At 69.3% G+C, this 20,396-nt stretch carries 22 protein-coding genes and 1 tRNA gene; 14 read left to right on the top strand and 9 right to left on the bottom strand.

Annotation, left to right across the window (positions count from 1 at the left end):
• Positions 1 to 54: 54 nt before the first annotated feature.
• The 3 genes from V2J18_RS19065 to V2J18_RS19055 all read right to left on the bottom strand — a co-directional run bounded on the left by V2J18_RS19065 (position 55) and on the right by V2J18_RS19055 (position 1,552).
• A complete protein-coding gene (locus V2J18_RS19065) occupies positions 55 to 468 on the bottom strand; it encodes a phasin family protein (protein WP_336132604.1) in 414 nt (137 codons plus the stop codon).
• Positions 469 to 962: 494 nt separating this feature from the next.
• Positions 963 to 1,316, bottom strand: coding sequence for a 6-carboxytetrahydropterin synthase QueD (gene queD, locus V2J18_RS19060; protein ID WP_336132603.1), 354 nt, complete (start codon positions 1,314 to 1,316; stop codon positions 963 to 965).
• A 159-nt stretch (positions 1,317 to 1,475) separates the two neighbouring features.
• Positions 1,476 to 1,552: transfer RNA gene (locus tag V2J18_RS19055), tRNA-Met, on the bottom strand.
• Between the two features lie 127 nt (positions 1,553 to 1,679).
• Here V2J18_RS19055 and V2J18_RS19050 point away from each other — a divergent pair.
• The 3 genes from V2J18_RS19050 (at position 1,680) to bfr (ending at position 3,227) form a co-directional block, all read left to right on the top strand.
• Positions 1,680 to 2,297: an RNA pyrophosphohydrolase gene (locus tag V2J18_RS19050; RefSeq protein ID WP_064747277.1), complete on the top strand. Its 618-nt coding sequence runs from the start codon at positions 1,680 to 1,682 to the stop codon at positions 2,295 to 2,297.
• 111 nt (positions 2,298 to 2,408) lie between these two features.
• Positions 2,409 to 2,612, top strand: a complete 204-nt coding sequence (locus tag V2J18_RS19045) for a (2Fe-2S)-binding protein (RefSeq protein ID WP_221671271.1) — start codon at positions 2,409 to 2,411, stop codon at positions 2,610 to 2,612.
• Between the two features lie 135 nt (positions 2,613 to 2,747).
• Complete coding sequence (bfr, locus tag V2J18_RS19040) at positions 2,748 to 3,227, top strand: bacterioferritin (RefSeq protein WP_064747275.1); 480 nt, start codon at positions 2,748 to 2,750, stop codon at positions 3,225 to 3,227.
• A 183-nt stretch (positions 3,228 to 3,410) separates the two neighbouring features.
• On the opposite strand, the gene V2J18_RS19035 is transcribed toward bfr, so the two are convergent.
• Positions 3,411 to 4,001: a DUF4126 domain-containing protein gene (locus V2J18_RS19035; protein ID WP_064747274.1), complete on the bottom strand. Its 591-nt coding sequence runs from the start codon at positions 3,999 to 4,001 to the stop codon at positions 3,411 to 3,413.
• A gap of 63 nt (positions 4,002 to 4,064) precedes the next feature.
• Here V2J18_RS19035 and V2J18_RS19030 point away from each other — a divergent pair, with 63 nt between their 5' ends.
• The 9 genes from V2J18_RS19030 to V2J18_RS18990 all read left to right on the top strand — a co-directional run bounded on the left by V2J18_RS19030 (position 4,065) and on the right by V2J18_RS18990 (position 13,574).
• Positions 4,065 to 4,799, top strand: a complete 735-nt coding sequence (locus V2J18_RS19030; protein WP_336132602.1) for a DUF6776 family protein — start codon at positions 4,065 to 4,067, stop codon at positions 4,797 to 4,799.
• Positions 4,800 to 4,802: 3 nt separating this feature from the next.
• Complete coding sequence (locus V2J18_RS19025) at positions 4,803 to 5,225, top strand: bactofilin family protein (protein ID WP_064747272.1); 423 nt, start codon at positions 4,803 to 4,805, stop codon at positions 5,223 to 5,225.
• A 31-nt stretch (positions 5,226 to 5,256) separates the two neighbouring features.
• Entirely contained in the window at positions 5,257 to 6,075 is an 819-nt protein-coding gene (locus V2J18_RS19020; protein WP_261370051.1) for a DUF6776 family protein, read from the top strand.
• A 58-nt stretch (positions 6,076 to 6,133) separates the two neighbouring features.
• A complete protein-coding gene (erpA, locus tag V2J18_RS19015) occupies positions 6,134 to 6,508 on the top strand; it encodes an iron-sulfur cluster insertion protein ErpA (RefSeq protein WP_336132601.1) in 375 nt (124 codons plus the stop codon).
• Positions 6,505 to 7,461, top strand: coding sequence for an NAD(+) diphosphatase (gene nudC / locus V2J18_RS19010; protein WP_336132600.1), 957 nt, complete (start codon positions 6,505 to 6,507; stop codon positions 7,459 to 7,461). The genes erpA and nudC overlap by 4 nt, the downstream gene beginning before the upstream one ends.
• A gap of 133 nt (positions 7,462 to 7,594) precedes the next feature.
• A complete protein-coding gene (ampE, locus tag V2J18_RS19005; RefSeq protein WP_336132599.1) occupies positions 7,595 to 8,506 on the top strand; it encodes a regulatory signaling modulator protein AmpE in 912 nt (303 codons plus the stop codon).
• Positions 8,507 to 8,885: 379 nt separating this feature from the next.
• A complete protein-coding gene (locus tag V2J18_RS19000; protein ID WP_315851253.1) occupies positions 8,886 to 9,647 on the top strand; it encodes an RNA polymerase sigma factor in 762 nt (253 codons plus the stop codon).
• The gene (locus tag V2J18_RS18995; RefSeq protein ID WP_336132598.1) at positions 9,644 to 10,636 is read left to right on the top strand and encodes a FecR family protein; all 993 of its coding nucleotides are present in this window, start codon (positions 9,644 to 9,646) and stop codon (positions 10,634 to 10,636) included. The genes V2J18_RS19000 and V2J18_RS18995 overlap by 4 nt, the downstream gene beginning before the upstream one ends.
• Positions 10,637 to 10,730: 94 nt before the next feature.
• Positions 10,731 to 13,574, top strand: a complete 2,844-nt coding sequence (locus V2J18_RS18990; protein ID WP_336132597.1) for a TonB-dependent receptor domain-containing protein — start codon at positions 10,731 to 10,733, stop codon at positions 13,572 to 13,574.
• 3 nt (positions 13,575 to 13,577) lie between these two features.
• Here V2J18_RS18990 and V2J18_RS18985 read toward each other — a convergent pair whose 3' ends face one another.
• From V2J18_RS18985 to V2J18_RS18975, 3 genes are all read right to left on the bottom strand, one after another.
• Positions 13,578 to 14,000: a DUF2752 domain-containing protein gene (locus tag V2J18_RS18985; RefSeq protein WP_064747265.1), complete on the bottom strand. Its 423-nt coding sequence runs from the start codon at positions 13,998 to 14,000 to the stop codon at positions 13,578 to 13,580.
• A gap of 25 nt (positions 14,001 to 14,025) precedes the next feature.
• On the bottom strand, positions 14,026 to 14,355 hold the full coding sequence (locus V2J18_RS18980) for a CD225/dispanin family protein (RefSeq protein ID WP_336132596.1): 330 nt from the start codon (positions 14,353 to 14,355) through the stop codon (positions 14,026 to 14,028).
• 84 nt (positions 14,356 to 14,439) lie between these two features.
• On the bottom strand, positions 14,440 to 16,323 hold the full coding sequence (locus V2J18_RS18975; RefSeq protein ID WP_336132595.1) for an MFS transporter: 1,884 nt from the start codon (positions 16,321 to 16,323) through the stop codon (positions 14,440 to 14,442).
• 774 nt (positions 16,324 to 17,097) lie between these two features.
• On the opposite strand from V2J18_RS18975, the gene V2J18_RS18970 reads away from it, so the two are divergent.
• A complete protein-coding gene (locus V2J18_RS18970) occupies positions 17,098 to 17,952 on the top strand; it encodes an alpha/beta fold hydrolase (protein ID WP_336132594.1) in 855 nt (284 codons plus the stop codon).
• 169 nt (positions 17,953 to 18,121) lie between these two features.
• Here V2J18_RS18970 and V2J18_RS18965 read toward each other — a convergent pair whose 3' ends face one another.
• Both V2J18_RS18965 and V2J18_RS18960 read right to left on the bottom strand, forming a co-directional pair.
• Entirely contained in the window at positions 18,122 to 18,727 is a 606-nt protein-coding gene (locus V2J18_RS18965) for a mechanosensitive ion channel domain-containing protein (RefSeq protein WP_425606067.1), read from the bottom strand.
• 136 nt (positions 18,728 to 18,863) lie between these two features.
• Positions 18,864 to 19,268 carry a RidA family protein gene (locus V2J18_RS18960; RefSeq protein WP_336132593.1) on the bottom strand — a complete coding sequence of 135 codons (405 nt, stop codon included), beginning with the start codon at positions 19,266 to 19,268 and terminating at the stop codon, positions 18,864 to 18,866.
• 129 nt (positions 19,269 to 19,397) lie between these two features.
• Here V2J18_RS18960 and V2J18_RS18955 point away from each other — a divergent pair, with 129 nt between their 5' ends.
• A complete protein-coding gene (locus V2J18_RS18955) occupies positions 19,398 to 20,318 on the top strand; it encodes a LysR family transcriptional regulator (protein ID WP_336132592.1) in 921 nt (306 codons plus the stop codon).
• The last annotated feature ends 78 nt before the right edge of the window (positions 20,319 to 20,396 follow it).

Below are 20,396 nucleotides of genomic sequence, written 5' to 3'. Positions count from 1 at the left end.
GGCGGAGAGAGAGGAACGCTGCGGTCGGCGGCCGATACCGGCTCTGAGCGGGAGTTACTTGGCGGCCGGAGCGACGCCGGCCTTGGTCGCAGCCTTGGCGGCCTTCTCGACGTTGGCCTGGGTGGTCTTGGCGGCCGATTCGATCTGCGACTTGGCCAGCTCGGCGATCGCTTCGTTGGTCTTCAGCGTGCGGCCGAAGGTTTCCTGGCCGGTGCTGACGGCGCGCTCGACGTTCTCGCGGGCGATCTGCACGCCCTTCGGCCACAGGGTCTTGAAGGCTTCGAAATCGCGGGCCTCGGCGGCTTCGCCGAAGAACGCGAAGGTCGCGTTGACGCGGTCCTCGATCGCGGCGATCTGCAGGCCGAACACGGCCTCGGCGTTGTCGAGGGCGAGACGGTTGATCTGAGCGGCCGTGTCCGCGAACTGGCGCGTAGCGGCGGCGAACTGTTCGTTGAACTGCTGGTACATGGCTGAGCTCCTGAGTGGTCCAGACGGAGAACGACTGGATGGTGCGGTGCAGCATAGCCAGGGCATTGTTGCGATGCAACATCGCACCGACGAGCGGTCTGAACCGGTTCAGAAAACCTGCCTGTTCAGCCGCTTAGCGCCCAAGCAGCGGTTCAGGCAAAGCCTAATTCGGGGCTGTGACGCCCAGGTTTCGCGTGCCTGACAGGCGCGAGGGGAGGTCGCCGCGGCGGGCGAGGGCGGTTGTGCGGGGCGCGCGGGCGGCCGAGAGACCCTCTCCCCAACCCTCTCCCGCCAGCGGGAAAGGGGCTTCGAAGGTTCGATCGGGCCTCGCGACGATGGCGCCGCCGTCGTTGCCTTCTCCCGCTTGCGGGATAAGGTGCCCGGAAGGGGCGGATGAGGGGGCGGGACCGCGCCGGTGCGCGGCGACAGGAGGATTCGCTTCCCGGGGCCCGAACGCATGGCGTTCGGGCGTTCGTTGGCACGCGAGCCGCAGCTCAGCCGCGGTAGCGGCAGCCGGCGGTGCAGGTTTCGTGCACGACGATCTCGCTCAGCAGCGGCAGCACCGGCTTGAGCTGTTCCCAGATCCACACCGCCAGGCGTTCGCTGGTCGGGTTTTCCAGGCCGGGAATGTCGTTGAGGTAGTGGTGGTCGAGGCGGTCGTAGATCGGCTGGAACGCCTTCTTGACGTCGGCATAGTCCATCACCCAGCCGCTGTGCTCGCCCAGGTCGCCGGTCAGGTGCACTTCGACCCGGAACGAATGGCCGTGCAGGCGCGCGCACTTGTGCCCTTCCGGCACGTTCGGCAGCCGGTGCGCGGCCTCGAGGGTGAAGACCTTGAAGATGTTCATGACGGACATTGTGCGGCAAGCGGTCGGGCGGTGGACGCCGCCGGTCCGGGCGCGCGGGCCGCAGAGGGCGGAGCGTCGGGTCCGGGGCGGGGCCCGGATACGAAAAAGCCCGCAACGCTGGCGGGCCGGCTGCGACGGCGAAGGCCGGCGCGGAATCGATGGTGGCTATGGGTGGACTCGAACCACCGACCCCAGCATTATGAGTGCTGTGCTCTAACCGGCTGAGCTACATAGCCACGGGGAACCGCGAATTCTTCATGCCGGAGGGGTGCCTGTCAATGGGGACCCCGCCGCTTTGCACGACTTGTCGTCTGCCGCACCCCGTGGCAGAGTCGGACTCAGTAGAAATTCGGAGTCCGCATCGTGATCGATCCGGACGGTTACAGGCCCAATGTAGGCATCGTGTTGATGCACCCGGACGGCCGCCTGTTCTGGGCGCGCCGAGTGCATCGCGACGGCTGGCAGTTCCCGCAAGGCGGGATGAACAGCGACGAGACGCCGCTGGAGGCGATGTATCGCGAATTGCGCGAGGAGACCGGCCTGCTGCCGCAGCACGTCGAGGTCCTCGGCGCCACTCCGGGCTGGTTGCGTTACCGCCTGCCGCACCGGGCGATCCGGCGCAACGACCGTCTGGTCTGCATCGGCCAGAAGCAGGTGTGGTTCCTGCTGCGCCTGACCGGGCAGGAGTCGGACCTGCGCCTGGACCTGACCGAAAAGCCTGAGTTCGACCACTGGCGCTGGGTGGATTTCTGGTACCCGGTCGAGCACGTGGTGATGTTCAAGCGCGGCGTCTACGCCAGCGCCCTGCGCCATCTGGCCCCGTTCGCCCGCCATGTCGCCGGCGCCCAGGCCGTGCCGGCGCCCGCTCCCGACACCCGCATGCACGACCCGCATCTGGCCGGCCGCAACCGGCAGCGGCCGCGCGCGCGGGCCGGCGTGCCCGGCAGCCCGGCCCGGGGCGGGTCCGAGCCGGGCGCCTGAACGCGCCGGTCCCCGGCGGCCATTGGTCGGCTGCCGTTAATTGACAATCATTCTCATTCATGGCGGAATGGCCTCGCAGCCATCCGGCTGCCTGCCCGAACGCCCGCCGCCGTGTACGTCTGCATCTGCAACGGAGTCACCGACCGCGACATCCGCCAGGCCGCGGAGGCCGGGTGCCGCAGCCTGCCCGAGCTGACCATGCGGACCGGCGCCGGCGCCAATTGCGGCAGCTGCCTGGAACTGGCCGCCTCGCTGCTGGAGCAGGCGCGCGGCACGATCGACTTGCCGCTCACGGTGTTGCCGCAGGCCGCCTGATCGAGCCCGCCGCCCGGCCCCGCCGGGACTGCCAACGCCACTGATTCTCGACTCCCGTTGCGCACGATTCGCGTTCCGTCATCGGGTTCGCGAACTGGCTACAGTGCCCGCCATAGCAACGTCGGAGCCACGGCCATGAAAGGCGACCCCAAGGTCATCGAATATCTCAACAAGGCGCTCTACAACGAGCTGACCGCGATCAACCAGTACTTCCTGCACGCCAAGATGCTGAAGAACTGGGGCCTGAAAGAACTGGCCGAACACGAGTACCACGAGTCCATCGACGAGATGAAGCACGCCGACAAGCTGTCGGACCGCATCCTGTTCCTCGATGGCCTGCCCAACTTCCAGGCCCTGGGCAAGCTGCGCATCGGCGAAAACCCGCGCGAGCTGCTGGCCTGCGACTTGGCGCTCGAGCTGGAAGCGATTCCGCTGCTGCGCGAAGCGATCAAGTATTGCGAAACCGTCAGCGACTACGTCAGCCGCAAGCTGTTCGCCGACATCCTCGACTCGGAAGAAGAGCACGTGGACTGGATCGAAACCCAGCTCGCGCTGATCGAGCGCCTGGGCGAGCAGAACTATCTGCTGACCAAGATCGAGAAGGGCGAGGAATAAGCGAGGGAGACGCGAGGAGCGAGCGCAAGACGCTCGCTGCCGCTTCTGTCCGGGCCTGTATCCCGCCAGCCGCGCGCAAGCGCCGCCAGCCAGACACCCAAAAGCCGCCGGTTCGCACCGGCGGCTTTTTTATTCTGCAGCAGCGATCGGCGAGCGTCGGTCTTTGCCCGCTGCCCGGTCTTCTCAGCTCACTTCCAGCTCTTTGGCCTTGCGCCGCCGCCCGAAGATCTTCCGCCACAGCCACCACAGCGCCGTTCCGATGGTCAGGCTGATCAGCACCACGATCGCCAACGTCACCCAGGGGTAGGCGAACACCAGGGCCAGGCCGCCGACCACGGCGGCGTCCTCGGTGACCGAGGCGGTCCAGTTGGTGACCGGCTCGGGCGAGGCGTTGAGCAGGGCGCGCGAGCCGGACTTGAGCAGGTGGCTGGTCAGGGCCACGCCGGCGCCGGCCGCCAGGGCTCCGGCCCCCAGCTCGCCGTCGGGCGACATGGCCGCCGCGGCCAGGAACGCGCCGACCGGCACCCGCAGCAGGGTGTGCAGCAGGTCCCAGCCCGAATCGACCCCGGGGATCTTGTCGGCGAAGAACTCGCCGGCGGCGAGCAGGCCGCAGACCCCGAGCACCCACGGCGACTGGGTCGCCTGCAGGGCCTGCGGCAGGTCCAGCCAGCCCAGGAAGCCGGCCAGGCCGACGCCGAACACGGTCAGATAGACCCGGACCCCGGCCAGCCAGGCCAGAACCACTCCAACTGCGAACAGGTGCGCATCGGACACGGCGGCGTTCCCGTTAAGATCGAGGGTTGAGTATAGGCAAAGCGGCGTTTGTCGCAGTCGAGCATGGCCAAAGCCCCGCCGCCCCGTTTCGTCATCGTCCAGCAACAGCCGGACAAGCGTCCTTATATCTGGGCCGCCGTAGGCGTGGCGTGGGCGGCGTCGCTGGTCGGCGCGTGGTTGTGGTCGCAGTCGCGGGCGGCGCCGATGCTGCCCGAGATCAGTGCCGAGCTGGCCTCGACCCAGCGCGAATTGCGCCAGCGCCAGAACGAACTCGATCGCCTGGCCCAGCGCGAGACCACCCTGCAGCGCTCCGACCAGATCAGCCGCGCCGCCAACAAGCAGGTGCAGGAGGCCCTGGCCCAGCGCGAGGAGGAGATCTCCGACCTGCGCGCCGACGTCGCCTTCTACGAACGCCTGGTCGGTGCGACGGCGCCGGCCAAGGGCCTGAACGTCCACTCGGTCGAGTTCAAGCCCGAGGCCGGCGGCACCTGGCGCTACCAGATCGTGCTGACCCAGAACCTCAACCGCGGCGCGGTCAGCAGCGGCGGCCTGCACTTCCAGGTCGAGGGGGTGCGCGGCGGCAAGCTGGCGTCGATCGGCTGGGACGAATTGCACCAGAAACCGAAAGCGCCGCCGCAGAACTATTCTTTCCGCTACTTCCAGCAGCTCGACGGCAGCGTGATGCTGCCGGCGGGGTTCACCCCGCAACGCGTGCGCGTTTCGTTGCGCGGGGAAAACGCTTCGATCGAACAGCGTTTCGCCTGGAAGAGCGGCGTCACCGTAACCGGGGAAACTTAAACGATGTTCAAGACCAGCAAACCGACCCAACTGCGCGAAGGCCAGGTCGACACCATGATCGGCCCGCAGGTGGTGATCCACGGCGACCTGCATTTCAGCGGCGGGCTGTATATCGAAGGCCGCATCGTCGGCAAGCTGGTGGCGCAGGAAGGGCAGCCGGCCAGTCTGACCCTGGCCGAAAACGGCAGCATCGAGGGCGAGGTGCGCGCGCCGGTGGTGGTCCTCAACGGCACCCTCAACGGCGACGTTTACTCCAGCGAACGGGTGGAACTGGCGGCCAAAGCGCGGGTCCAAGGAAACGTGCATTATCGGGTCGTGGAAATGACCGCCGGCTCGATGCTGACCGGCCGCCTGATCCACGCCGAGTCGGCGGCGGCCCTGCCGGCGCCTGAAGCCGCGATTACCGCCCTCGCCGCGATGGATTGAGCGGCGCGGGCCCAGCCCCCAGACGGTGTGGATGAGCGAAACGACCTCCCCAGCCACGCCGTCTCCCGCCGGGTCTCCGCCGAACGCCGACCCGAACCCCGTGGCGCCGGCCGCACAGGCGCAGCGCCATCCCTGGCGGATTCCGGCCGCGATCGCCCTGACCGCGGCGCTGGCTTTCGGCGCCTGGGGCCTGTGGCGCTCGATCGGCGAGCCGGCCGACGAGATCGCGTCGGTTCCGCCCGGAGCCGAGGTCCTGACCCCGAGGCAGATGCGCGCCGAGCTGGAACAGCTGCGCCAGCGCGTGACCACCCTGGGCCGTTCCGACGAGATCAGCCGCCAGGCCAACCGCGACCTGCAGAGCGCGCTGGCCGAGCGCGACGAGGAACTCGCCGGCTTGCGCGCCGACGTGGCCTTTTATGAACGCCTGGTCGGCGCCACCGGCCAGCGCCGCGGCCTGACCGTGCACGCGCTGAAGATGCAGGCCCAGGAGAACGCGCCCTCGGCCTGGCACTTCACCACCACCCTGACCCAGAACCTCAACCGCGGTGCGGTCAGCGCCGGGCGCCTGAGCCTGGCCCTGGAAGGCACCCGCGACGGCAAGCTGGAGAAGCTGGCCTGGACCGACCTGCGCCAGCAGCCGGCGGCGCCGGGCGTGGCCTACTCGTTCAAGTACTTCCAGCAGGTGGAGGGCGACGTGTTCGTGCCCGCCGGGCTGGTCCCGGTGCGGGTCACGGTGCGGCTGACCCCGCAGTCGGGCGCGCCGGTCGAGCAGTCCTTCACCTGGGCCGAGGCGACCCGGGAGGCGCCCGCCGGCACTGCCGCAAGCCCCGCCGCCGGCACCGGCGGCTGATCGCAGTGTTCGCCCGGTGCGCTTGAATGCGCGTCGCCGGGCCCTCATCCTTTTGCGTATGGAAACCACTCTTCACTCCGCCGCACCGGGCTATCAATCGCTGGAGCGGCCGTTGCAATTCACCTCGGCCGCGGCGAACAAGGTCCGCGAACTGATCGCCGAGGAGGGCAACGACGCCCTCAAGCTGCGCGTCTACATCCAGGGCGGCGGCTGCTCGGGCTTCCAGTACGGCTTCGAGTTCGACGAACAGCAGGGCGAGGACGACCTCGCCGTGCAGACCGACGGCGTCACCCTGCTGGTCGATCCGCTGAGCCTGCAGTACCTGATGGGCGCCGAAGTCGACTACACCGAGAGCCTGCACGGCTCGCAGTTCGTGATCCGCAATCCGAACGCGAAGACCACCTGCGGCTGCGGTTCCTCGTTCGGCGTGTGAGCGAGCCTCTCGCCCCGCAAGCGTCCGCGTTCGCCTTCGTCGACTCCGGCTCGGCCTGGCGCGCGGTCCTGGACCGCGCCGACCACCTGCGCGACGACTCCGCGGCCTTGACTGCGTTGTGGCCGCAGGCGCGGGTGATCGTGCTCGATGCGTCCGGCCAGGCCTATGCCGACGACGAGGGCGGCCTGCGCGCGCCGAGCGGGCAGGAGCTCAGCGAAGGCCCGGGCGGCGTCGGCGCCGCGGTGTTCCTCGGCCTGGACGGCGAGGGCGGGGCCTGGTTCGCGATCGAGGCCGAACTGGTCGCCTGGCAGGCGCCGCGCCGGGTCGATCTGCGCAGCGCCGCCGCGCATTGGCCGCTGTTGCATGCCAGCGTGTTCGCCCAGGCCCGCGCCCTGCAGCACTGGCGCAGCCGGCACCGTTTCTGCGGCGCCTGCGGGGGCGAAGTCGCGTTCGCGCGCGCCGGCTGGCTCGGCCGTTGCGGCCTGTGCGGCAGCGAGCACTATCCGCGCACCGATCCGGCGGTGATCGTCGCGGTCGGCGACGGCGAGCGCCTGCTGCTCGGCCGCCAGGCCGGCTGGCCGCCGCGCCGTTACTCGGTGATCGCCGGCTTCGTCGAGCCCGGCGAATCGCTGGAGCAGACTGTGGCGCGCGAAGTGCTGGAGGAAACCGGCGTGCGCGTGCGCGGCTGCCGTTACCTCGGCTCCCAGCCCTGGCCGTTCCCGGGCGCGCTGATGCTCGGTTTCTCCGCATTGGCCGAACCCGACCCGCCGCAGGTCGGCGACGAGCTCGAAGAGGCGCGCTGGTTCACCCTCGAGGAGATCCGCGCCGCCGCCGCGCGCGGCGACCGCGACCGCGACGACGGCGTTGGCCCGCTGCTGTCGCCGAGCATTTCCATCTCGCGCTGGCTGATCGATCAGTGGCTGGCCGAAGCCGAGGCGCACGCGCGCGGATGAGGCCCCCGCGCCGGCCGCAAGCGCCGGCGCAATGCGTTCACGTACGGTGCGCGCGGCGCGCTGCGGTCGGCCTCAGTTCCGTACGGTCGCGCTAGAATCGGACTCAGATTCGCTACGCCAGGAGCGTCGCCCGATGTCCGTCACGTTGATCGCCGCCGTCGTCGCACTGGTGCTCGGCTATCTTGCCCAGTCGCTGGCCGCGTCGGTGCGTCACTACGGCTGGTACGGAGACTGGCTGCGCTGGATCGGCAGCCGCTTCCCCGAAGGCAGCTTCTGGCACGGGCAGGGCGGCCTGATCCTGGCTCTGCTTCCGCCGTTGCTCGGCGTCGGCCTGTTCCAGCTGGCCCTGGACGAACCGCTGATCGGCCTGGGCGGGCTGGTGTTCGCGATCGTGGTGCTGTTCTACGCCTGGGGCCCGCGCGATCTGGATCAGGATGTCGAGGCGCTGGCTTCGGCGCGCGATCCGGCGGCGCGCCGCGAGGCTGCGGCGCGGCTGTTCGGCTACGGCGAGACCCCGGTGCTGGACGGCGGCGCACTGGTCGAGGCGGTGTTCCGCAGCGCGTTGCGGCGTTGGTTCGGGGTGCTGTTCTGGTTCCTGGTGCTGGGTCCGGTCGGTGCGCTGGGTTACCGCCTGATCGCCCTGGCCGCCGAAGGCGAGGCTTCGCGCGAGCTGCCCGGCGAAAACCGCGCCGGTGCGCGCGCCGCGTTGGCGGCGCTGGACTGGCCGGTGGCGCAGCTGATGACCCTGGCCCTGGCCCTGGTCGGCAATTTCGACACCGTGCTCGGCGCCTGGCGCGAGTCCGGCGGTGCCCGCCCCAGCCTGGACCACCGCTTCCTCGGCGCAGTCGCGCGCGCCAGCGTCAAATGCGAACTGGCCGAAGAGGCCGCCGACTACGTCGACGAATCCGGGGTGAGCGCGCCCACGGCGCCGGCCACGATCGGCGAGGTGCCCGAGCTGCGCGACGCGATGAGCCTGGTCTGGCGCAGCCTGCTGGTCTGGCTGGCGGTGCTGGCGCTGTTCGTGATCGCCGGCTTCGTGTCCTGAGCCCGCCCGCGCCCGCCCGGGCGCGTGTTCCCTCCGCGGCGGCGGCGCCTGCCGCCACGACCGTTCGGTCCCGGTTTGCGACCGTCTGAACCGAATCCCGACGCCGGCGCATGGAACGGGTAGGGAGCCTCCGCCCCAACTGCGTTTCATGTCACGGGTGCGGCAGATCCGATGCGCCGCGCGAGTCGCCCGCTTCCCGCGTCGCATCGGGAGGCGTCGGTCCCGCCGGGGGGCGGGGCGGGCTTCGCGCGCCGCGGACCGGTCGGGCCCGGCGGTCGTGTTGCAGCGTGTCGCGACGCCTTGCCGGCGCTCGGGGGACGGCGCGCAAACGCTCTCTGGGGCGGCGGCAGGCGATCGAACCGTTCCGGCGTTGCGTTGCGTGACTGCGGTCGCGCCTGCGCGCTCAACTTCCTGCGGAGAACCCGATCCGGTGAGTCGATTTACGCCCATCATCCAGGCCGGTTTCGCGCCCGGCCTCGCCGTGCCCGAGACCGCGGACTTCGTTCGCCCGGCGCAGACGGCTGGGCTAGTATCGAAACACATCCCGGGAACGTGGACGAAAGTGGACGTGGGTCAGGACTCCTCGGCGGCGAACCAGGCGGCTTCGGCGCGCGCGGACGAAGATCATTTCGTCGCGTTCCTGCGCGACCACCGCGAACCGCTGATCGCGTTCCTGCGCAAGTCCGCCGCCAGCCTCGAGGACGCCCAGGACATCGCCCAGGAAACGATGATGCGGATGCTGCGCTATCGCGAGCAGCCGCCGGAATCGCTGAAGATCCTGATGTACCGCATCGCGATCAACGCCCTCAACGACCGCGGCCGGCGACAGAAGACGCGACACGCGCCCGAGCACGTCAGTCTGGACGAGGACTACCATGCGCTGCCTTCGCAGGAGCCCGCGCACGACCAGCGCGTGGCGACCGAGCAGGAACTGGCGGTGGTGCGCGCGGCGATCCTGCAGTTGCCCGCGCGCAGCCGCCAGGTCTATCTGCTCAACCGCATCAACGGCATGAGCTACACCCAGATCGCGCGCCATTGCGGTATTTCTGTAAAGGCGGTGGAGAAGAATATCGGCCGGGCGCTGGCGCTGTTGCGCACGCGCATGAAGGAAAGCGGCTACGAGAGCTGGCAGGAATCATGAAGACTTCACTCACCGCATCGACGGGTATCGACGACGGCCGCGCGGAAGCGTGGGTGGCGCGGCTGGATTCGCCCGAATGCACCTCCGAGGAGCGGGCGCAGTTCCAGCGCTGGCTGGACGAATCGCCCGCGCACGTGGAGGCCTATGTGCAGGCCGAACGCGCGCACCAACTGGCGGCGCAACTGGCCGGCGACGACATGCTCCAGGCCGCCGCGCGCATCGCCTGGCGCGCCAGCCGCGATAGCGCACGGCCGCGCTGGTGGGCGCCGGCCGCGCTGGCCGCTTCGTTGCTGGTCGCCACCGTGGTCGGCATCGGCTGGCTGCGCACGCCCGCGCCCCTGCCCGCCGGCGAACGCTACGCGACTGTGGTCGGCGAGCAGCGCGCGCTGCGCCTGGCCGACGGCACCCGGGTCTTGCTCGACACCGACTCGGTGATCGTCGCCCGTTTCGGCGAGGACCGGCGCGAGATCGAAGTCGACCGCGGCCGGGTCCAGTTCCAGGTCGCCGCCGATCCGCAGCGTCCGTTCTCGGTCAAGGCCGGGCGCGGCACCATCCGCGATATCGGCACCACCTTCCAGGTCGACAAAACCGACGCTACGGTCAATGTCGGCCTGATCGAAGGCGCGGTCGAAGTCACCGGCGCGGTGGCCCAGGCCCGCAGCACCCTGAGTCCGGGCCAGCAGCTCAACTACGACGGCGAAGGCCGGCTCGGCGTGCCCGAGCCGCTGGACCTGGCCGTGGCCCAGGCCTGGCCGGACGGCGACCTGGTGTTCAAGAACCGGCGCCTGGATGCCTTGCTCAGCGAAATGAACCGTTACTCGGCGACCAAGCTGCGCCTGGCCGAGCCGGGTCTGGGCGACATCACCGTCAGCGGCGTGTTCCACATCGGCGACCAGGCCTCGCTGCTGCAGGCCCTGGAGCGCGGCTGGTCGCTGCAGAGCGAACGCAGCGACGACGGCGACATCGTTTTGCGGCGCAAGGCGGGTTGAGACACCGCATCGGCCGAGTCGATGCTATGGTTGGACGTGCGCCGTCCACAGGGGGCGCCGTGTTCCGCTGTAGTCCGATCGATGCGGTTGGTGGATGGCCAAGATTTTCCCTGCGTTCCTCGTTTCCGTCGCGCTTCTAGCCGCGTCCGAAGCCGGGGCTTTCCAGGCCCCTCCTAACGATTCCACTGGGGATGGCTACCACATCCGCGCCGGTGCGCTGGACGACGCCCTCAACGCGTTCGCCGCGCAGAGCCGCGTGCAGATCCTCTACTCGCCGTCGCTGGTCGCCAACCGTCGCAGCGCCGGCCTGGACGGCAAAGCCCCGACCCGCGAGGCCCTGGCCCGCCTGCTGCAAGGCACCGGCCTCACCGCGGTGGCCGTAAACGCCAACACCTACTTGTTGCAGGCGGTGCCGCGGCCGCGCCCGGTCGCGCCGCCGCGTGCGACGGTGCGGCGCGAATCGACCCCGCCGAGCGCGCCGACCCAGCTCGACACGGTCCATGTCACCGGCACCCGCATCCCGCGCTCGGCGTTCCAGACCTCGACCCCGCTGACCATCATCACCCGCGAGGAAATCCGCGCCAGCGGCCACCAGACCCTGTTCGACCTGCTGCGGCTGATGCCGGGCATGACCGGCCACCATCCGCGCGACGTCGCCACCGGCGGCGGCGCCTCGCAGGTGCCTTCGGCCGCGGCGGCGTCCTCGAGCCTGTACTCGCTGGGCCCGCGCGCGACCCTGTTCCTGGTCGACGGCCGGCGCATGGCCAACTACGGCCTGGTCTCGACCGACATGGGCGCGCTCAGCGATCTCAACGGCATTCCGTTGAGCATGATCGACCGGATCGAGATCCTGCACGGCGGCGCCTCGGCGATCTACGGCGCCGACGCGATGGCCGGGGTGGTCAACATCATCCTCAAGAAGGACTACAGCGGCGGCGAGATCACCGCCAACTTCGGCGTCTCCGACCGCGGCGACGCCGAACAGCAGCGGCTGTCGGCCAGCATCGGCCTGCAGACCCGCGGCGGCGGCAGCGTGTTCCTCAGCGCCGACCATTTCACCCGCAATCCGCTGGTCGGCAGCCAGCGCGACTGGAGCACGCTCGACCAGCAGGACAGCGGCCTGCGCGACGCGCGCATCCCGTTCGGCTATTACTTCGGCAACTACTACGTGCCGATCGACGGCTGCGAAGACCGCGACGCCGGCGAGGGCGGCAAGCCCTGCAGCCTGGACCGCGCGCGGTACGTGAGCCTCCAGCCCGGCATCACCAGCAACGCCTTCTACGCCCATTACCGCCAGCCGATCGACAACAACGGCGAGTTCTACGCCGACCTGCGCGCGACCCGGGTGTCGCTGGAGATGCAGAACGCGCCGTTCTACGGCCTGGTCAGCCTGCCGGAAGACAGCCCCGACGCGTTCGCGCCGCTGCCGATCCTGCCGCTGGCCTATGCGTTTTCGGAGGTCGGGCCGGTGCGCAACCGCACCGTCACCAACACCCGCGACGCCACCATGGGCTTGCGCGGCTACCGCGGCCGTTGGGAGTGGGACCTGAGCCTGGCCCAGCGCCGCAACAAAGTGCACAACCGCATCGACGGATTGATCGACGAAAGCGAGCTGTTCGAAGCGGCCGAGCACGGCCTGTTCCGCTTCGACCAGAGCAGCAAGTCCAACGAGGTGATCGAGCGCATCGCGCCGCAGAACACCCTCGGCGGCGAGGTGGTGCTGGACAGTGCGGTGGCCAATTTCGACGGCCCGCTGTTCCGCATGCCCGGCGGCGACGCCACCGTCGCGGTCGGCGCCGAGTACCGCCGCGAGCGTTTGCGCAGCCGTCCCGGCGCATCCTTCGTCAACGGCAACGTGGCCCTGGCGCAGGACATGGAGCGCAGCAAATCCAGCCGCAACGACTCGGCGGTGTACGGCGAGATCAATCTGCCGCTGCACGACACGCTGTCGATCGACGCGGCCTGGCGCCTGGACCGCAACGGCGGTTTCGGCAGCCGGGTCTCGCCCAAGGCCGGCTTCAAGTGGACGCCGACGCCGAGCCTGACCCTGCGCGGCTCGGTCGGCGAGGGCTATCGCGCGCCGACCCTGTTCGAGGTGCGGCGGCCGATGATGTTCGGCGACACCGCGCAGATCCCGTACTCCGACGCGATCGGCCCCTGCCTGATTCCGATCGACGATACCGCCACCTGCCTGGTCGACCAGCACGCCACGGTCAACCCGAAGTTGAAGCCGGAGACCTCGCACAGCCGCACGCTGGGGGTGATCTGGCAACCCGCCGAGGCTTTCAGTCTCAGCCTCAATCACTACCGCATCGTGCGCAACAACGAGATGCTGGTGATCAACTCGCTGCAGCGTCCGGAGCTGTATCCGGAGGCCTTGCTGCGCGACGAGGAAGGCTACTTGTACGGAGTCAACGTCTACCTCGACAACGTCGGCCGCACCGAGGTGCGCGGCTGGGAACTCGACGCCGACTACCGGGTCGAGACCGCGCGCTGGGGCAAGTTCGCGATGCGCCTCAACGGCCATTATCTGGACCGGCTGATCCGCCGCTCGCACCCGCAGGTGCCGGCGCTGGACTACGCCGGTTACACCACGCCCGACCGCAGCCTGCTCGGCAGCGTGCAGTGGAATTACCGCGACTGGATCGCCACCCTCAACCTGCGCTACATGGGCCCGGCCAAGGTCGACTTCGGCGACCCGACCGTGGACTGCATGAAGCGCTGGAAGCGCGCCGGCAAATGCAGCACGCCCAGCGCGACCCTGGTCGGGCTCAATCTGGCCTACGGCGGCTTCGATCACTGGCTGCTGAGCCTCAACGTCAGCAACCTCACCGATCATGCCCCGGTCAATTACGACGAAAGCGCCGGCGGCTACAGCATCGCCGACGACGACCCGGTCGGCCGCTACTACCTGATCAGCGCGACCTACCGCTTCTGAGCTTCAGCCCGGCGCCAGCCACGCGAAGGGCGGCCACGGCAGGTTGCGCAGCACCCAGAAGCCGAGCAGCAGGCCGATCCACAGCCTGGCGCTGGTCAGCGCGGCGATCGCGGCCTTGGGCAGGCGATAACCGTAGGCGTGCAACACCAGCAGCGGCAGCGCCAGCATCAGCAGCGGCAACAGCGGATTCATCGCCAGCATCTGGGCGAAGTCGCCGTGGACCAGCGCGTGCGCGGCGCGGGTCATGCCGCAACCGGGGCAGTACAGGCCGGTGAGCTGGTAGAACACGCAGCCCGGCAGCGGGCTGTTGGCCGCATTGGGATCGAAACGGCGCAGCAGCCAGACCGCGGCGCCGCCGGCCAGCGCCGCCGCCGCGGCGGTCGCGGCGAGGGCGGCGTGGCGCCGGCGCGGGCTCAGTTCGTTCATGGCGCTGGGCAAGCCGGACGCAGGCTCAGCGCCACTGGCGCGCCTGGTCGAAGAGCATGTCCACGCCGCTGGCCATGCCCTCGACGAACAGGCCCAACACCTGCATCACCACCGCCAGGCCGACCAGGGCGGTGCAGACCCAGGCCCAAGTGCGGGCGTTGGCGCAGGCCTGTGCGGCGCCGGCCTCGTCGCCGGCGGCGAACTTGCTGTCGACCTGGGCGCCGTAGACGATCGAGACCACGCCCGGAATCGCGCCGACGCCGCAGCAGGCGCAGAACGCGATCAAGGTGACGATGATCGACCAGACCAGGTAGTTCGGGTACGGCGACTTGGCGCCGACGGCGGGTTGATTCATGGACGCGCTCTCCCTCGCGTTGCGGCGGCGGTACCGGTGCCGCCGCGCTCGGCGCTCATCCTAGCAGCGCGACCGCGGCGCGGCTCAGGCGCAATCGCCGCGCAGCGCCCGCACCTGCGCCTCCAGGGCCGGCGCGTCGACCGCGGCGCCGTCGCGCGGCGGGTCCGCGACCACTTCGACCCGGGCCCGGAACCGGCGCGGCACGCGCATCCGGCGCAGGCGACCGTCGCGCTTGCTCCACATGCTCGACCACATTCCGCGCAACGCCATTGGTACCACCGGCACGGGGTTCTTGGCCAGGATGCGCTCGACCCCGGACTTGAACGTGGCGATCTCGCCGTCCTTGGTCAGCGCCCCCTCGGGGAAGATGCCGACCAACTGGCCGTCCGCCAGCGCCGCCTCGATTTCGGCGAAGGCGCGCCGCATGACCTCCGGGTCCTCCTTGGCGCCGGCGATCGGGATCGCCTTGGCGGTGCGGAAGATCCAGCTCATCACCGGGATGTTGAAGATCTTGTAGTACATGACGAAGCGCACCGGGCGCGGGATGCTCGCGCTGAGGATCAGCGCGTCCATGTAGCTGACGTGGTTGCACACGATCAGCCCCGCGCCTTCGTCGGGAATGCGTTCGGTGCCGGACACGCGCAGCCGGTACAGGGTGCGCACCAACACCCAGCTGAGGAAGCGCATCAGGAACTCGGGCACGATCGTGAAGATGTAGATCGCGACCAGGGCGTTGGCGATCGCCAGCGCCAGGAACACCTGCGGGATGGTCCAGTGGAAGAAGCGCTGCACCACCACGCCCAGCACCGCGGCCAGGACGATGAAGGCGGCGTTCTGGATGTTCATGCCGGCGATCACGCGCGACAACTCGTTCTTGGGCGAGCGGTTCTGGATCAGCGCGAACAGCGGTACCACGAAGAAACCGGCGAACACGCCGATGCCGACCAGGTCGAGCATGATCCGCCAGGCGCCGGTCTGGGCGATGAAGTCGGCGACTTCCAGCCCGGTCGTGGTGGCGGCGCCGGGGCGGGCGAAATACAGGTCGACCATGAACGCGCTCATGCCGAACGCGCCCAGCGGCACCAGGCCGATTTCGACCGTGCGCGCCGACAGTCGCTCGCACAACATCGAGCCCACGCCGGTGCCCACCGAGAACAGCGCCAGGGCGAAGATGTACAGCGTTTCGGCGCCGCCGAGGTTGGCGATGGCGTAGGTCGGCAACTGCGAGGTCAGCACCGTGCCGACGAACCAGAACCAGGACACGCCCAAGATCGAATTGCGCACCGCCGGCTGGCGCCGGGTCATGCGCAGGATGCGCAGCGATTCCGGCGCCGGATTCCACTGGATCTTCAGATCCGGCTCGCCGGCGTCGGCGCGCGGGATCATGCGGCTGACCAGGTTGCCGGTCACCGCCAGCAGCACGATCGCGCTCGCCGCGACCACCGGGCCTTGATCCCCGGCGAGCTTGAAGATGAGTCCGCCGAAGATCATCCCGACCAGGATCGAGATCGAAGTGCCCATCTCGACCAGGCCGTTGCCGCCGGTAAGTTCCTCGGGCTTGAGCACCGACGGCAGGATCGAGTACTTGACCGGCCCGAACAGGGTCGACTGCAGGCCGGTGCCGAACAGCGCGACCAGCAGGATCGCCATGTTCTGGGTGAGGAAGCCGATCGCCGCCAGCGACATGATCACGATTTCCATCGTGGTCGTGATCCGGATCAGCGTGTGCTTCTCCAGCTTCTCGGCGATCTGTCCGGCGGTGGCCGAGAACAGGAAGTAGGGCAGGATGAACAACGCCGGCGCCAGGTTGGTGTACAGCGTGCGTTGCGCGTCGCTGACCCCGAGGTAGAACAGCAGGCCGATGATCGCCTGCCGGTACACGTTGTCGTTGAAGGCGCCCAGGGCCTGGGTCAGGAAGAACGGCAGGAAACGCCGTTGGGTGAGCAACGCGAACTGGTTGTGCGCCATGCCGTCCTGCTATCGGTTCTGGTCCGCACCTGGATGGGCGGCTCGGGCGAAGGATTCGTCGGGCGAGCCTAACAAAACCGTCCCCGCGTCGTGTAGCGGGAATGGGCGGGGTAGCGGAAAAGTAGACCTGGAAGCTACGGCGTCGAACCGCGAAGGTCTTTTCCGGCCGCTCCGGCCCATCGTCCCGGCGCCGTTCGAGCCAGCTTTACCCTGCCTCCGTCGAAACAGGAGGTGGCTTTGCTCTCCACAAGGCGAGGGCCACCGCTCGACTCCTCGCGCCGGCTGCACGGTCGTCGCTCTCTAGCTTTTCAAGAAGGCAACGGCAGGGCGCAAACGGTTTGAAGACAGGCGCCGCGAACGGCCTGGAGCGCGCGGCCGCGAACGCCGCGGCCATGACGATCCCGCCTGCGTAGTTCCCCTTCTTTGAAAAACGGAGCAGGGGACTGGCTCCCGCCCGGCACAGCAGTCGAACCGTCGCCCCGATCCGGATCGCGCCCCCTTGGCTGCGACGCCGGCGAGCCCTGCGCTCCGGCACCGCCGTGTATCGCAATGTATCTGCATCCCTGTCCCGTCCGGCTTGCATACAAAACCCCCGATCCGCGGACACGTGCCGGATACCCCGTCCCGGCCCAATGACCTGGCCCGCCCATTCCCGCCAGGAGCCCGCCATGACCGCCGCCCCCATCGACCGCCTCCGCCGGTGCGCCCGGTCCCGGTCGCAGCGTCGCTGCCGCCTGGGGCGCGCTCAAGCAGATCGACGCCGGCGTATTGCGCGTGAGTTATGCCGAGCTCGGTCCCCGCCACGGCCCTCCGGTGCTGCTGTTGCACGGCTGGCCCTACGACATCCACACCTATGCCGAGGTCGCGCCGCGGCTGGCCGAGCGCGGCTATCGCGTCATCGTTCCCTATCTGCGCGGCTACGGCCCCACCGCCTTCCTGTCCACCGACATCCCGCGCAACGGCCAGCAGGCCGCGCTGGCCGCCGACGCCATCGCCCTGCTCGACGCGCTGGGCATCGAATCGGCGATCGTCGGCGGCTGCGACTGGGGCGCGCGCACCGCCGGCATCCTGGCCGCGCTATGGCCGCAGCGTTGCCGGGGGCTGGTGTCGGTCAGCGGCTACCTGATCGGCAGCCAGCAGGCCAACCAGGCGCCTTTGCCGCCGAAGGCCGAGCTGCAGTGGTGGTACCAGTTCTACTTCGCCACCGAGCGCGGCGAACGCGGCTATGCGCAGAACCGGCGCGAGTTCTCCCGGCTGATCTGGACGCTGGCCTCGCCGCGGTGGCGTTTCGACGAAGCGACCTTCGAGCGCAGCGCCGCGGCGTTCGACAACCCCGACCATGTCGCGGTGGTGATCCACAACTACCGTTGGCGCCTCGGACTGGCCCAGGGCGAGCCGAAGTTCGACGAACTCGAAGCGCGGCTGGCGAAAGCGCCCACCATCGCTGTCCCGACCATGACCTTGGAAGGCGACGCCAACGGCGCCCCGCATCCGCCAGCGGCCGCGTATGCGCGCAAGTTCACCGGCCCCTACGCGCATCGCGAACTGCAAGGCGGCATCGGCCACAACCTGCCGCAGGAAGCGCCCGAGGCCTTCGCGCAGGCCATCATCGACGTGACTGCGCTCTGATCCGGCCGCGGCGACGCGCCGCATGCCGTGCTCTTTCGAAAACAGGGACGGGGATTCGCCGATGCCCGATCGATCCGGAGGCGATAGCTCAACGCTCCCGACCCGCTGCGCGGGCGCCCTCGCTAATACGGACAACGGCGACCGCAGGCGCTTGCGCAGGCGATTTCGCTCACCGCCCCGACGCATCCTGCCAGTCCGCCGACGCTTGCGCCTGCTCCCGCGCGGTCCGTGCCCAGGCCGGTTCCTGCCGCCAGCGCCGTGTCGTGCGTTGGAAGAACTGACTGTTGGGCACCTGCAGCACCGTGTCCTCGCCGTCGGCATGGATCTCCTGCAGCGAGGTATAGATGAAATTGATGTCGACCACCCGCCCCTTCAGCCCCGGCTTGTCGCCGTTCTCCAGCACTTCGATGTAGTCGTAGAGCCGGAAGGGCCGCGTGATCAGGATCAGCAGCGCGCAAAAGATGTTCGACAACACGCTCCACGCGGCGAAGAACGCCACCGCGCCGACCGCGACGAAGCCGGTCAGCGTGGTCCACACCACCGAGCCGGAAATGCCGAGCCGGTTGAGGAACAGCAGCAGCGCGACGATGTAGATCAGCGTGCTCAGTACCCGGCGCAGGCCCAACGCGAACGCCGGCGCGATGTCGTAACGCACGCAGACCCGCCGCACCAATTGCCGCAACAGGGTGGTCAGCAGCCAGGCCCCGACCAGGATCGCCAGGGCCTCGCCCAGCTTCATGGCGATATAGGCGCCTTGCGCGATGGTCGGCGACATGACGGTGCGGCTCTCGGCTCGTGGGATGGGCCAGGCAGTGTAAGCGCAGGCGGGTTAGGGCGCCGTGCGCGAGGCGGCGGCAACGCCGGCCGCGCCGCGTCCGCCGCCCCGTGCGCGAGCGCGCGGCCAGCGCCGATCATTGCGCCGCGCTTTGCGGCAACTTGGCGATCGCCTTGATCTCGAACTGGAATCCGTACAGCCAGGTCACCCCGATCCCGGTCAGGGTGGGATGCGGCGCCTCGCCCCAGAACTCGGGCACGATCGCCCAGATGCGCTCGAAATTCCGCTCCGGGTCGACCACGAACAGGGTGACGTCGACCACATCGTCGAAGCTGCAGCCGGCCGCGGCCAGCACCGCGTTCAAATTGGCGAACGCCAGCCGCACCTGCGCTTCCAGTTCCGGCTCGGGCGAGCCGTCCTCGCGGCTGCCGACCTGGCCGGAGACGAACAGGAAGCCGTTCGACCGCAGCGCCGGCGAATAGCGGTTGCGCTGGTACAGCGCCTGCCGTCCTGCGGGAAATACCACATCGCGCTTGCTCATCGTCGCCTCGTATGCCGTCGTCGTTGTCGATGCGGCCACGATAGAGAGGCGTTCGATGCCGATAAACCCGGCGATCGGGTTTTCACTGTTTGTAGAATCCGGACAATCCAGAACGAAACCGGAGCCGCGATGGACCGTATCGACGCGATGCAGGCCTTCGCCCGCGTGGTCGAGACCGGCAGCTTCACCAAGGCCGCCGACACCCTGCGGATCAGCAAGACCCGCGTCACCCAGCTGGTGCAGCAGCTGGAGGCGCGGCTGCGGGTCAAGCTGCTCAACCGCACCACCCGCAAGGTCGTCGTCACCGCCGACGGCGCCGCCTATTACGAGCGGGTGCTGCGCCTGCTCGCCGACATCGACGATGCCGAGACCAGCCTGTCCGGCGCCGCGGCCGCGCCGCGCGGCCGGCTGCGCGTGGACGTGCCCAGCCCGTTGGCGCGGCTGGTGCTGATCCCGGCCCTGCCGGCGTTCTGCGAGCGCTACCCCGAACTGCAGCTCGACCTGGGCGTCAGCGACCGCCGGGTCGACCTGATCGGCGAGAACGTCGACTGCGTGATCCGCGGCGGCCCGATCGCCGACCCCTCGCTGGTCGCGCGCCATATCGGCGACCTCGCGCTGGGTGCCTACGCCTCGCCTGCCTACCTGCAGCGCGCCGGCGTCCCCGCGCACCCGCGCGAGCTCGACGACGCCCGCCACCGCATCGTCCGCTTCCAGTGGCCGCGCGCCGGCCAGGCTCCGGCGCAGACCCTGCAGCGCGGCGGCGAACAAGTGCCGCTGCAAGGCCGTTACGTCGTCGCTGTCGACGACGGCAACGCCTACCTCGCCGCCGGCCTGGCCGGCCTCGGCGTGCTCTGGCTGCCCCAGTACATGGCCCGCGCCCACGCCGAACGCGGCGAACTGGTGCGTTTATTCGCCGACTGGCGCCTGCCGCCGATGCCGCTGTACCTGGCCTACCCGCCGAACCGCCACGTCAGCGCCAAGCTGCGGGTGTTCATCGATTGGGTGGCGGAGGTAGTGGGGCGGGAGGCGCCGGTGGTGGGGCGGGGGTAGCGAGATGAATCTAGGCAAAGTTGATGGCCGGGACGATATATGGAGGTATCCGTGCGAATGTCTCCAGGATCGGGGTGT

The sequence above is a fragment of the Lysobacter firmicutimachus genome, assembly GCF_037027445.1.
In the GTDB taxonomy this organism is placed as follows: Bacteria; Pseudomonadota; Gammaproteobacteria; order Xanthomonadales; family Xanthomonadaceae; genus Lysobacter; species Lysobacter firmicutimachus.
The sequence above is the reverse complement of the archived record's forward strand: the minus strand, read 5'-3'. Positions and strand labels throughout refer to the sequence as shown.

Coding starts and splice junctions, on each gene's coding strand:
- V2J18_RS19065 (WP_336132604.1), bottom strand. CDS start 468: ATGTACCAGCAGTTCAACGAACAGTTCGCCGCCGCTACGCGCCAGTTC.
- queD (WP_336132603.1), bottom strand. CDS start 1,316: ATGAACATCTTCAAGGTCTTCACCCTCGAGGCCGCGCACCGGCTGCCG.
- bfr (WP_064747275.1), top strand. CDS start 2,748: ATGAAAGGCGACCCCAAGGTCATCGAATATCTCAACAAGGCGCTCTAC.
- V2J18_RS19030 (WP_336132602.1), top strand. CDS start 4,065: ATGGCCAAAGCCCCGCCGCCCCGTTTCGTCATCGTCCAGCAACAGCCG.
- V2J18_RS19025 (WP_064747272.1), top strand. CDS start 4,803: ATGTTCAAGACCAGCAAACCGACCCAACTGCGCGAAGGCCAGGTCGAC.
- V2J18_RS19020 (WP_261370051.1), top strand. CDS start 5,257: ATGAGCGAAACGACCTCCCCAGCCACGCCGTCTCCCGCCGGGTCTCCG.
- erpA (WP_336132601.1), top strand. CDS start 6,134: ATGGAAACCACTCTTCACTCCGCCGCACCGGGCTATCAATCGCTGGAG.
- ampE (WP_336132599.1), top strand. CDS start 7,595: ATGTCCGTCACGTTGATCGCCGCCGTCGTCGCACTGGTGCTCGGCTAT.
- V2J18_RS18995 (WP_336132598.1), top strand. CDS start 9,644: ATGAAGACTTCACTCACCGCATCGACGGGTATCGACGACGGCCGCGCG.
- V2J18_RS18990 (WP_336132597.1), top strand. CDS start 10,731: ATGGCCAAGATTTTCCCTGCGTTCCTCGTTTCCGTCGCGCTTCTAGCC.
- V2J18_RS18985 (WP_064747265.1), bottom strand. CDS start 14,000: ATGAACGAACTGAGCCCGCGCCGGCGCCACGCCGCCCTCGCCGCGACC.
- V2J18_RS18980 (WP_336132596.1), bottom strand. CDS start 14,355: ATGAATCAACCCGCCGTCGGCGCCAAGTCGCCGTACCCGAACTACCTG.
- V2J18_RS18975 (WP_336132595.1), bottom strand. CDS start 16,323: ATGGCGCACAACCAGTTCGCGTTGCTCACCCAACGGCGTTTCCTGCCG.
- V2J18_RS18965 (WP_425606067.1), bottom strand. CDS start 18,727: ATGTCGCCGACCATCGCGCAAGGCGCCTATATCGCCATGAAGCTGGGC.
- V2J18_RS18960 (WP_336132593.1), bottom strand. CDS start 19,268: ATGAGCAAGCGCGATGTGGTATTTCCCGCAGGACGGCAGGCGCTGTAC.
- V2J18_RS18955 (WP_336132592.1), top strand. CDS start 19,398: ATGGACCGTATCGACGCGATGCAGGCCTTCGCCCGCGTGGTCGAGACC.